This is a genomic window from Pseudomonas sp. KH_017, from assembly GCF_057840285.1.
In genome coordinates this window covers 6,352,756-6,364,402 of the sequence record NZ_CM174509.1, presented here as the reverse complement: position 1 = coordinate 6,364,402, position 11,647 = coordinate 6,352,756, and the positions used below count along the sequence as shown (strand labels likewise).

The following is an 11,647-nucleotide window of genomic DNA, read 5'->3' as shown; positions in this document are numbered from 1 at the left end:
GGATATCCCCTAAGTTGAAAGCCGGTGAGGCAAAAACAAGCGGCCATTGTAGCGACCAGACGCCGACTTATCCACACGTAGGTGGTTCATCGACCAAGAAGAATCACCGTTTCTTACGTAAAAAAGGCGACCAGTGGTCTGTGCATAAGCTCTGTGGATAACCGGGGTTAAGGTCATTGCACAAGTGGGGGCGAAACTCGGTGGATAACCGGCCTGTGGATAAGGCGAGCTTTCACACACAGGTTATCCGACAGCGCAGCACAGGCTGAACACTGTTTTCCACTGTAGTTGTCATTCTCTGTACAGCAGGTAAAACAAGGGCTGAACAGAGTTATCCACAGAAGGATGCGGGCCTAGCTTTTATAAGCTTTACAGAAAAGCTTTAAATACTTTCCTTTCTTATTTTTATATCTACGCAAGGTGCAAGCGCCGAAAATCCTCTGGAGATCTATTTATAAGGAAACGTTGGTTGGAAATTGACCTGAAGGCTTGCTTTCTCTAGAATCCCCGGTCTCTTAAAACGGGGGCCATTCCGGCCCGTTGTGGACGAACCAGGTAACACGACAATGAAACGTACTTTCCAACCAAGCACTATCAAACGCGCTCGTACCCACGGTTTCCGTGCTCGCATGGCTACCAAGAACGGTCGTGCCGTCCTGTCGCGTCGTCGCGCCAAAGGTCGTGCGCGTCTGGCAGTTTGATAATCCGGCACTGGAGGTGAGTCAGGACTTCAGTCGGGAAAAGCGTCTGCTTACCCCCCGGCAATTCAAGGCAGTCTTTGACTCCCCTACCGGCAAGGTTCCGGGGAAAAATCTCCTGCTCCTTGCGCGCAACAACGATCTTGATCACCCCCGTCTCGGGTTGGTTATCGGGAAAAAGAGCGTAAAGCTCTCCGTCGAGCGCAATCGCCTCAAACGTCTGATGCGCGAATCGTTTCGATTGAACCAGGATTCTCTGGTCGGCTGGGACATAGTTATCGTCGCGCGCAAAGGTTTGGGTGATGTAGAAAACCCCGAATTGATTCAGCATTTCGGCAAACTCTGGAAACGTCTGGCTCGCAGTTCGCCAGTACCAGCAGTCAAAACCGAAACTGTAGGGGTAGACAGTCCAGATGCGTAAACTGGCACTCGTTCCGATCCAGTTTTATCGCTATGCCATTAGTCCCCTGATGGCCAGTCACTGTCGCTTCTACCCCAGTTGTTCCTGCTACGCGTTAGAAGCCATCGAAAATCATGGCCTTCTTCGCGGTGGCTGGCTGACCTTTCGTCGTTTAGGTCGCTGTCATCCGTGGAATCCCGGTGGTTATGACCCGGTTCCACCTATCCCTACCTCCCGTTCTTCTTCGATGGCCGAGTAATCATGGATATCAAACGCACGATCCTGATCGTCGCCCTGGCAATCGTGTCCTACGTTATGGTTCTTAAATGGAACCAGGACTATGGCCAGGCTGCCCTGCCGACTCAGAATGTTGCCACCAATACGACTGCATCGGGCCTGCCGGATACGGCATCTGGCTCCAACGCTTCTGCCAGTGACGACATTCCACGTGCTGCAAGCGACACCAGCGCACCTGCCGAAACGCCGGTGGCTGTGAGCAAGGACCTCATCCAGATCAAAACGGATGTACTGGACCTGGCTGTCGACCCACAAGGTGGCGATATTGCCCAGCTGACCCTGCCGCTGTATCCGCGTCGTCAGGATCACCCGGAAATTCCGTTCCAGCTGTTCGATAACGGCGGCGAACGTACTTATCTGGCGCAAAGCGGTCTGATCGGCACCAACGGTCCGGATGCAAATCCGGCCGGTCGTCCGGTTTATTCCTCGGAGAAGAAGGTTTATCAGCTGGCTGACGGTCAGGACCAATTGGTCGTGGACCTGAAGTTCAGCAAGGACGGCGTCAACTACATCAAGCGTTTCACCCTGAAACGCGGCCTGTACGACGTAACCGTTTCCTACCTGATCGACAACCAGAGCGCCCAGCCCTGGACCGGTGCGATGTTCGCCCAGTTGAAACGCGACGCCAGCGCCGATCCTTCGTCGACCACGGCTACCGGCACCGCGACTTACCTGGGCGCCGCCCTGTGGACAAGTAACGAGCCGTACAAGAAAGTGTCGATGAGCGACATGGACAAGGCTCAGCTGAAAGAAACCGTCACTGGCGGTTGGGTTGCCTGGTTGCAGCACTACTTCGTGACCGCATGGATTCCGGCCAAGGGCGAAAACAACGTCGTCCAGACCCGTAAAGACAGCAAAGGCAACTACATCATCGGCTACACCGGCCCATCGATGAGTGTTGCACCGGGTGCCAAGGCCGAGACCAGCGCTGTCCTGTACGCTGGTCCGAAAAGCCAGGCCGTGCTGAAAGAGTTGTCCCCAGGTCTGGAACTGACGGTCGACTACGGCATTCTGTGGTTCATCGCCCAACCGATCTTCTGGTTGCTGCAACATATCCACGCCATTGTGGGTAACTGGGGCTGGTCGATCATCTTCCTGACCATGCTGATCAAAGGGATCTTCTTCCCGCTGTCGGCTGCCAGCTACAAATCCATGGCGCGCATGCGTGCAGTGGCACCGAAACTGGCCGCGCTGAAAGAGCAACATGGCGATGACCGGCAGAAAATGTCGCAAGCCATGATGGAGCTGTACAAGAAAGAGAAGATCAATCCGCTGGGTGGTTGCTTGCCAATCCTCGTGCAGATGCCGGTTTTCCTCTCGCTGTACTGGGTTCTGCTGGAAAGCGTCGAGATGCGTCAGGCGCCGTTCATGCTGTGGATTACTGACCTGTCGATCAAGGATCCGTTCTTCATTCTGCCGATCATCATGGGTGCAACCATGTTCATCCAGCAGCAGCTGAACCCGACTCCTCCGGATCCGATGCAGGCCAAGGTAATGAAGCTGATGCCAATCATCTTCACCTTCTTCTTCCTGTGGTTCCCGGCTGGTCTGGTGCTGTACTGGGTAGTGAACAACTGCCTGTCGATCGCCCAACAGTGGTACATCACACGTAAGATCGAAGCGGCCGCTAAAGCAGCTGCCTGATTTACACTGTGGATAACCACTCAAAACGCCCCCTAGTGGGGCGTTTTGCTATCTGTCACTTTTGTCTGGATACCGGTTTATGAGCGTTCCTCGCGAAACCATCGCAGCCGTCGCCACCGCTCAAGGTCGCGGCGGTGTAGGCATCGTGCGTATTTCCGGGCCGTTGGCCAGCGTTGCGGCCAAGGCCTTCAGCGGTCGCGAGCTCAAGCCGCGATTTGCCCACTACGGTCCGTTTTTCAGTGAAAACGACGAGGTGCTGGACCAGGGCATTGCCTTGTATTTCCCCGGCCCGAACTCGTTCACTGGCGAAGATGTACTGGAGCTGCAAGGCCATGGCGGTCCGATTGTTCTGGATATGTTGCTCAAGCGCTGCCTGGAACTGGGTTGCCGTCTCGCCCGACCGGGGGAATTCAGTGAGCGCGCCTTCCTCAACGACAAACTGGACCTCGCCCAGGCCGAAGCCATTGCCGACCTGATTGAAGCCAGTTCTGCCCAGGCTGCGCGAAACGCATTGCGCTCCCTGCAGGGTGCCTTCTCGTCACGTGTGCATAACCTCACCGAGCAATTGATCGGCCTGCGCATCTATGTCGAAGCGGCCATCGATTTTCCGGAAGAGGAAATCGACTTCCTCGCCGATGGCCACGTCCTGAGCATGCTCGACAAGGTGCGCGACGAGTTATCCACCGTCATGCGCGAAGCCGGACAGGGCGCCTTGCTGCGTGACGGCATGACAGTGGTCATTGCCGGTCGTCCGAATGCCGGTAAATCCAGCCTGCTCAACGCCCTGGCCGGGCGTGAAGCGGCGATCGTGACCGAAATTGCCGGGACCACCCGTGACGTGCTTCGTGAACATATCCACATCGATGGCATGCCGCTGCACGTAGTGGATACCGCCGGTCTGCGCGATACCGATGATCATGTGGAAAAAATCGGCGTCGAGCGTGCTTTGAAAGCCATCGGCGAAGCGGATCGGGTATTGCTGGTGGTCGATGCCACGGCGCCTGAAGCCCTCGATCCTTTCGCACTCTGGCCAGAGTTTCTCGAAATCCGTCCCGATCCCGCGAAAGTCACCCTGATCCGCAACAAGGCCGACCTTACGGGCGAAGCCATTGCCCTGGAGATCAGCGAGGACGGCCATGTCACCATCAGCCTGAGTGCCAAGTCTGGTGGTGTCGGGCTGGACCTGCTGCGTGAACACCTCAAGGCCTGCATGGGCTATGAACAAACGTCCGAAAGCAGCTTCAGCGCTCGCCGGCGACACCTTGAGGCACTACGTCATGCCAGTGCTGCCCTCGAGCATGGCCGCGCGCAATTGACCCTGGCCGGCGCTGGCGAGTTGTTGGCCGAGGATTTGCGCCAGGCTCAGCAGTCGCTGGGTGAAATCACCGGTGCCTTCAGCTCTGACGATCTGCTGGGGCGAATTTTCTCCAGCTTCTGTATCGGTAAGTAGCCCTCCTGTTATTCACAGACAGGCCATTCGTGCCTGTCTGCTCTCTCCTTTTCTGAAAAAAACCTCCAGTGCCAGCGGACTTCGTCTGCTTGAGCGAATTTCCTGTACCCGAATTTCAAGCAAACGGCATCTTTTTGTGGATTAAGCCCTGTGAATAACCGTAGCTAAGGTCAGTTGATAACAGGGCTCGAAAACTGAACATAACCACCTCTGTGGATAACCACCCCTTTAATCCACAGGCTTACACCGGTTATCCAAGGGCCTCATTGGCACATGACCACAGGGTTTTGAATCTCTGTACATATTGAAAATAAAGGGCTGTATCAATCTATCCACAGAAAGTCGTGTACATAGAAATAAACATAAAAACAAAGATTTAATAAATTTCTTTCTTTTTAATTTCTATAACTCCGACTTTTCCACAGCTGGTTAAATTTTGTGCAAAGGGTTCTTTAGGAAGGGCGAAGTCCCTATACTTGTCGACCAGGTCCAAAAACCTGAGCTCAAACTATTCCTGAATTACCTACTTAAGCAGGCACGAGGTGCGTGGTGGATTTCCCTTCCCGTTTTGAAGTGATCGTCATCGGCGGCGGTCATGCCGGTACCGAGGCAGCACTGGCCTCAGCACGTATGGGGGTTAAAACCCTGTTGCTGACGCATAACGTGGAAACCCTCGGTGCCATGAGTTGCAACCCGGCCATTGGCGGGATCGGCAAAAGCCACCTGGTCAAGGAAATCGACGCCCTCGGCGGCGCGATGGCCATGGCTACCGATAAAGGCGGTATCCAGTTTCGCGTGTTGAACAGTCGCAAAGGCCCGGCCGTGCGAGCAACCCGCGCTCAGGCGGACCGGGTTCTGTACAAGGCCGCGGTCCGCGAAATCCTGGAAAACCAGCCGAACCTGTGGATATTTCAACAGGCCGCTGACGATCTGATCGTCGAGCAGGAACAAGTCCGTGGTGTTGTCACGCAAATGGGTCTGCGTTTCCTCGCCGATTCCGTGGTGTTGACCACCGGCACGTTCCTCGGTGGACTTATCCACATCGGTTTGCAGAATTTTTCCGGCGGTCGCGCCGGTGATCCACCATCGATCGCGCTGGCTCACCGTCTGCGTGAACTGCCATTGCGTGTGGGTCGTTTGAAAACCGGTACTCCGCCGCGTATCGACGGCCGGTCTGTGGATTTCTCGGTGATGTCCGAGCAACCGGGTGATACGCCGATCCCGGTGATGTCGTTCATGGGCAGCAAGGAACAGCATCCACAGCAGGTCAGCTGCTGGATTACCCACACGAATGCGCGCACCCACGAAATCATTGCCGCGAACCTCGACCGTTCGCCGATGTATTCCGCTGCCGGTGAGATCGAAGGCATCGGCCCGCGTTATTGCCCGTCGATCGAAGACAAGATCCATCGCTTCGCCGACAAGGAAAGCCATCAGGTGTTTATCGAACCGGAAGGTTTGACCACCCATGAGCTGTATCCGAACGGGATATCCACAAGTTTGCCGTTCGACGTGCAATTGCAGATCGTGCAATCGATCCGCGGCATGGAAAACGCGCACATCGTGCGTCCGGGCTACGCCATCGAGTATGACTACTTCGACCCGCGCGACCTGAAGTACAGCCTGGAAACCAAAGTCATCGGCGGCCTGTTCTTCGCCGGGCAGATCAACGGCACAACCGGTTACGAAGAAGCCGGTGCCCAGGGTTTGCTCGCCGGGACCAACGCTGCACTGCGTGCGCAAGGCAAAGACGCCTGGTGCCCGCGTCGCGACGAGGCCTACATCGGCGTTTTGGTCGACGACCTGATTACCCTCGGTACCCAAGAGCCGTACCGGATGTTCACGTCCCGTGCCGAATACCGTCTGATTCTGCGCGAAGACAACGCCGACCTGCGCTTGACTGAAAAAGGTCGCGAACTGGGCCTGGTGGATGACGTGCGCTGGGCGGCTTTCTGCAAAAAACGCGAAAGCATCGAACTGGAAGAGCAGCGCCTGAAAAGCACCTGGGTACGCCCGGGCACCGAACAGGGCGATGCCATTGCCGAAAAATTCGGCACGCCACTGACTCACGAATACAACCTGCTCAATCTCTTGAGTCGTCCGGAAATCGACTACGCTGGTCTGATCGCCGTGACCGGTGGGGGCGCAGAAGATCCACAGGTTGCCGAGCAGGTCGAAATCAAGACCAAGTACGCCGGCTACATCGATCGTCAACAGGATGAAATCGCCCGCCTGCGCGCCAGCGAAGACACCAAATTGCCTGTGGATATCGATTACACGAATATTTCCGGTCTCTCCAAGGAGATCCAGAGCAAGCTCGGCGCGACCCGTCCAGAAACCTTGGGCCAGGCCTCGCGTATCCCGGGCGTTACGCCGGCAGCCATTTCGCTGTTGATGATTCATTTGAAAAAACGCGGCGCGGGCCGTCAGTTGGAGCAAAGCGCTTGAGTTCGTTGGTCACTTCGCAACACGCAGAAGAGTTATCCACAGGTGCCCGCCAGCTTGGCGTCACGCTGACAGAAACCCAGCACGCACAGCTGCTGGGTTACCTGGCCCTGTTGATCAAATGGAACAAGGCTTACAACCTCACCGCCGTGCGTGATCCGGACGAAATGGTTTCCCGTCACTTGCTCGATAGCCTGAGTGTGATGTCGTTCATCGAAAACGGTCGCTGGCTCGACGTCGGCAGCGGCGGCGGCATGCCTGGCATTCCGCTGGCGATCCTGTTTCCCGAGTCCCAGGTGACCTGCCTGGACAGCAACGGCAAGAAAACCCGTTTCCTGACCCAGGTAAAACTCGAACTCAAACTGGATAACCTGCAAGTTATCCACAGTCGCGTCGAAGCGTTCCAGCCTGCCCAGCCGTTCAACGGGATCATTTCCCGGGCGTTCAGCAGCATGGAAAACTTCAGCAACTGGACTCGCCACCTTGGCGATAGCGAAACGCGTTGGCTGGCAATGAAGGGCGTTCATCCGGCCGATGAGCTGGTAGCATTGCCGGCAGACTTCCACCTCGATAGCGAACACGCCCTGGCCGTACCTGGTTGCCAAGGCCAACGCCATCTGCTGATACTGCGCCGCACGGCATGATTGGGAACACAAGCAAGAATGGCTAAGGTATTCGCGATTGCGAACCAAAAAGGTGGCGTGGGCAAAACCACCACCTGCATCAACCTCGCAGCATCCCTGGTCGCGACCAAGCGTCGGGTGCTGTTGATCGATCTTGATCCACAGGGCAACGCCACCATGGGTAGCGGTGTGGATAAACATGGCCTGGAAAACTCGGTCTACGACCTGCTGATTGGAGAATGTGATCTGGCCCAGGCCATGCACTTCTCCGAACACGGTGGTTACCAGCTGTTGCCGGCCAACCGCGACCTCACCGCGGCCGAAGTGGTTCTGCTGGAAATGCAGATGAAGGAAAGCCGCCTGCGCAGCGCGCTGGCGCCGATCCGGGAAAACTACGATTACATCCTGATCGACTGCCCGCCGTCGCTGTCGATGCTGACCTTGAACGCACTGGTTGCTGCCGACGGGGTCATTATCCCCATGCAGTGCGAGTACTTCGCACTCGAAGGCCTGAGCGACCTTGTGGATAACATCAAGCGTATCGCTGAACTGCTGAACCCGAACCTCAAGGTCGAAGGCCTGCTGCGTACGATGTACGACCCGCGCCTGAGCCTGATGAACGATGTCTCGGCGCAGCTCAAGGAACACTTCGGCGAGCAGCTCTACGACACCGTCATTCCGCGTAACATCCGTCTGGCCGAAGCGCCAAGCTACGGCATGCCGGCGCTGGCGTACGACAAAGCATCGCGAGGCGCCGTTGCCTACCTGGCATTGGCCGGCGAAATGGTTCGTCGTCAACGCAAAAACTCACGCATCGCCGCTGCTCAGGCAACTTAAGGAATCCCCATGGCCGTCAAGAAACGAGGTCTCGGACGTGGACTGGATGCTCTGTTGAGTGGTCCGACTGTCAGCTTGCTGGAAGAACAAGCGTCGCAAGCCGATCAGCGTGAGCTGCAACACCTGCCCCTGGATCTGCTCCAGCGTGGCAAGTACCAGCCGCGTCGTGACATGGATCCGCAGGCCCTCGAAGAGCTGGCACAGTCGATCAAGGCCCAGGGCGTCATGCAGCCCATCGTGGTTCGCCCGATCGGCAGCGGCCGCTACGAGATCATTGCCGGCGAACGTCGCTGGCGCGCCAGCCAGCAAGCCGGCCAGGAAACCATCCCGGCGATGGTTCGCGATGTACCCGATGAAACCGCGATCGCCATTGCGCTGATCGAGAACATCCAGCGCGAAGACCTGAACCCGATTGAAGAAGCGGTGGCCTTGCAGCGTTTGCAGCAGGAGTTTCAGCTGACCCAGCAACAGGTGGCGGAAGCTGTGGGCAAGTCCCGGGTGACCGTGGCCAACCTGTTGCGCCTGATTTCCTTGCCGGAAGTCATCAAGACCATGCTGTCCCACGGCGACCTGGAAATGGGTCATGCCCGTGCTTTGCTCGGTTTGCCGGAAATTCAACAGGTAGAAGGGGCGCGACATGTTGTCGCACGCGGGCTGACCGTGCGCCAGACCGAGGCACTGGTTCGCCAGTGGTTGAGTGGTAAACCGGAGCCTGTTGAAGCGGTAAAACCGGACCCGGATATCGCCCGTCTCGAACAGCGCCTGGCCGAGCGCCTAGGCTCTGCGGTGCAGATCCGCCACGGTAAGAAGGGTAAAGGGCAATTGGTGATTGGCTACAACTCGCTGGATGAGCTTCAAGGCGTACTTGCACATATCCGCTGAAACATTTCCTCATGTAGCGTGCAGTCGGAAATCACTACCTGACAGTTGAATAGGGGCAGAACCGCCCCTATACTCTGCGCGCATTTTGTCGGCACAAATTATGCCAAGTTAGTGAATTTCGGCAGCCGACCATTGGAGAGTGAAAGTGATGGAAACCCGCACGCCAAACCGCTTGCCCTTCCATCGCCTGGCAGTTTTTCCGGTGTTAATGGCTCAATTTGTCGTGTTGCTGATCGCCGCTTTGGCGCTCTGGTACCGATATGGAGTCGTTGCCGGGTACTCGGGACTCTGCGGAGGCCTGATAGCCTTGCTGCCCAATGTTTATTTCGCTCACAGGGCATTTCGGTTTTCCGGCGCCCGAGCAGCCCAGTCCATCGTCCGGTCTTTTTATGCCGGCGAGGCAGGCAAACTGATTTTGACGGCAGTGCTGTTTGCACTGGTGTTTGCAGGTGTGAAGCCACTGGCGCCGATTGCAGTATTCGGTGTCTTCGTGCTGACTCAGTCAGTCAGCTGGTTCGCTCCCCTGCTGATGAGAACAAGACTTTCGAGACCTTAGGGCGTTTGAGGCAAACATGGCAGAAACAACCGCTTCGGGCTATATCCAGCACCACTTGCAGAACCTGACCTTCGGTCAGCTCCCAAACGGCGGCTGGGGCTTTGCCCACACCGCAGCAGAAGCCAAGGAAATGGGCTTCTGGGCTTTCCACGTCGATACACTCGGCTGGTCGGTCGCATTGGGTCTGATTTTCGTTCTTCTTTTCCGCATGGCGGCGAAGAAGGCGACTACCGGTGTACCTGGTGCTTTGCAGAACTTCGTTGAAGTATTGGTCGAATTCGTCGATGGCAGCGTGAAAGACAGCTTCCATGGCCGTAGCCCGGTGGTTGCACCACTGGCACTGACCATCTTCGTCTGGGTGTTCATGATGAACGCCGTCGACCTGGTACCGGTCGACTGGATTCCTCAGCTGGCCATCCTGATCTCCGGCGATGCACACATCCCGTTCCGTGCCGTGTCGACCACCGACCCGAACGCTACTCTGGCCATGGCCTTCTCGGTGTTCGCGCTGATCATTTTCTACAGCATCAAGATCAAGGGCCTCGGCGGCTTCATCGGTGAGCTGACCCTGCACCCGTTCGGCAGCAAGAACATCTTCCTTCAGGCGCTGTTGATCCCGGTGAACTTCCTGCTGGAATTCGTGACCCTGATCGCCAAGCCGATCTCCCTGGCTCTGCGTCTGTTCGGCAACATGTATGCCGGCGAGCTGGTCTTCATTCTGATTGCTGTGATGTTCGGCAGCGGTCTGCTCTGGCTTAGTGGCCTGGGCGTTGTTCTGCAGTGGGCGTGGGCTGTGTTCCACATCCTGATCATCACCCTGCAGGCGTTCATCTTCATGATGCTGACCATCGTCTACCTGTCGATGGCGCACGAAGAAAACCATTAAGACCAGTCTCGACTAGTCTGATGTCCTTCCCGGTAAAACGGGAAGGGGCTCTTCACTGGGCCTCTGAAACGATTTGTTTTACCGCTTTAAATTAAAAAAACCTAAACCATACGACGTAAAAGTCGGGAGGAAAGATGGAAACTGTAGTTGGTCTAACCGCTATCGCTGTTGCACTGTTGATCGGCCTGGGCGCACTGGGTACCGCAATTGGTTTCGGCCTGCTGGGCGGCAAGTTCCTGGAAGGCGCAGCGCGTCAGCCAGAAATGGTTCCAATGCTGCAAGTTAAAATGTTCATCGTTGCCGGTCTGCTCGACGCCGTAACCATGATCGGTGTTGGTATCGCTCTGTTCTTCACCTTTGCGAACCCGTTCGTTGGTCAAATCGCTGGCTAATTACTCGGATCTTCCGGGTAATTTGGTGTGATGGACAACGTAACTGCGAGGTGTTGGCGTGAACATTAATGCGACCCTGATTGGCCAGTCCGTTGCGTTCCTGATTTTTGTACTGTTCTGCATGAAGTTCGTATGGCCTCCGGTCATTGCGGCATTGCACGAACGTCAAAAGAAGATCGCTGATGGTCTGGACGCTGCCAGCCGTGCAGCTCGCGACCTGGAGTTGGCCCAAGAGAAAGCGGGTCACCAACTGCGCGAAGCGAAAGCTCAGGCAGCTGAAATCATCGAGCAAGCCAAGAAACGCGGTAACCAGATTGTCGAAGAGGCTGTTGAAAAAGCCCGTGTCGACGCTGACCGTGTGAAGGTTCAGGCTCAGGCCGAGATCGAACAGGAACTGAACAGTGTCAAAGACGCGCTGCGTGCCCAAGTGGGCTTGCTGGCAGTCGGCGGCGCCGAGAAGATCCTGGGTGCCACAATCGATCAAAACGCGCACGCAGAGCTGGTTAACCAACTGGCTGCTGAAATCTAAGCGAGGGC

At 56.4% G+C, this 11,647-nt stretch carries 13 protein-coding genes; all 13 read left to right on the top strand.

What is annotated here, in order from left to right:
* Positions 1-566 precede the first annotated feature (566 nt).
* The 13 genes from rpmH (at position 567) to AC3IT6_RS29045 (ending at position 11,639) form a co-directional block, all read left to right on the top strand.
* The gene (gene rpmH / locus AC3IT6_RS29105) at positions 567-701 is read left to right on the top strand and encodes a 50S ribosomal protein L34 (protein WP_003213577.1); all 135 of its coding nucleotides are present in this window, start codon (positions 567-569) and stop codon (positions 699-701) included.
* 16 nt (positions 702-717) lie between these two features.
* Positions 718-1,119, top strand: a complete 402-nt coding sequence (rnpA, locus tag AC3IT6_RS29100) for a ribonuclease P protein component (protein WP_056727027.1) — start codon at positions 718-720, stop codon at positions 1,117-1,119.
* Positions 1,112-1,357, top strand: a complete 246-nt coding sequence (gene yidD, locus AC3IT6_RS29095; protein ID WP_010207715.1) for a membrane protein insertion efficiency factor YidD — start codon at positions 1,112-1,114, stop codon at positions 1,355-1,357. The genes rnpA and yidD overlap by 8 nt, the downstream gene beginning before the upstream one ends.
* Positions 1,358-1,359: 2 nt before the next feature.
* Entirely contained in the window at positions 1,360-3,039 is a 1,680-nt protein-coding gene (gene yidC, locus AC3IT6_RS29090) for a membrane protein insertase YidC (RefSeq protein ID WP_150753775.1), read from the top strand.
* A 79-nt stretch (positions 3,040-3,118) separates the two neighbouring features.
* A complete protein-coding gene (gene mnmE, locus AC3IT6_RS29085) occupies positions 3,119-4,489 on the top strand; it encodes a tRNA uridine-5-carboxymethylaminomethyl(34) synthesis GTPase MnmE (RefSeq protein WP_150753776.1) in 1,371 nt (456 codons plus the stop codon).
* 549 nt (positions 4,490-5,038) lie between these two features.
* Positions 5,039-6,937: a tRNA uridine-5-carboxymethylaminomethyl(34) synthesis enzyme MnmG gene (mnmG, locus tag AC3IT6_RS29080; protein ID WP_489353902.1), complete on the top strand. Its 1,899-nt coding sequence runs from the start codon at positions 5,039-5,041 to the stop codon at positions 6,935-6,937.
* A complete protein-coding gene (gene rsmG, locus AC3IT6_RS29075; protein ID WP_007969895.1) occupies positions 6,934-7,578 on the top strand; it encodes a 16S rRNA (guanine(527)-N(7))-methyltransferase RsmG in 645 nt (214 codons plus the stop codon). The genes mnmG and rsmG overlap by 4 nt, the downstream gene beginning before the upstream one ends.
* An 18-nt stretch (positions 7,579-7,596) precedes the next feature.
* Positions 7,597-8,394 carry a ParA family protein gene (locus AC3IT6_RS29070; protein WP_007969897.1) on the top strand — a complete coding sequence of 266 codons (798 nt, stop codon included), beginning with the start codon at positions 7,597-7,599 and terminating at the stop codon, positions 8,392-8,394.
* A gap of 9 nt (positions 8,395-8,403) precedes the next feature.
* Positions 8,404-9,276, top strand: coding sequence for a ParB/RepB/Spo0J family partition protein (locus AC3IT6_RS29065; RefSeq protein WP_489353901.1), 873 nt, complete (start codon positions 8,404-8,406; stop codon positions 9,274-9,276).
* Positions 9,277-9,424: 148 nt separating this feature from the next.
* A complete protein-coding gene (locus AC3IT6_RS29060) occupies positions 9,425-9,832 on the top strand; it encodes a F0F1 ATP synthase subunit I (RefSeq protein WP_150728259.1) in 408 nt (135 codons plus the stop codon).
* A 16-nt stretch (positions 9,833-9,848) separates the two neighbouring features.
* Positions 9,849-10,718 (top strand): F0F1 ATP synthase subunit A, encoded by an 870-nt coding sequence (atpB, locus tag AC3IT6_RS29055; protein ID WP_489353899.1) that lies wholly within the window; start codon positions 9,849-9,851, stop codon positions 10,716-10,718.
* Between the two features lie 134 nt (positions 10,719-10,852).
* A complete protein-coding gene (gene atpE, locus AC3IT6_RS29050; protein ID WP_003097235.1) occupies positions 10,853-11,110 on the top strand; it encodes a F0F1 ATP synthase subunit C in 258 nt (85 codons plus the stop codon).
* Between the two features lie 58 nt (positions 11,111-11,168).
* Positions 11,169-11,639, top strand: coding sequence for a F0F1 ATP synthase subunit B (locus tag AC3IT6_RS29045; protein WP_008045681.1), 471 nt, complete (start codon positions 11,169-11,171; stop codon positions 11,637-11,639).
* Positions 11,640-11,647 lie beyond the last annotated feature (8 nt).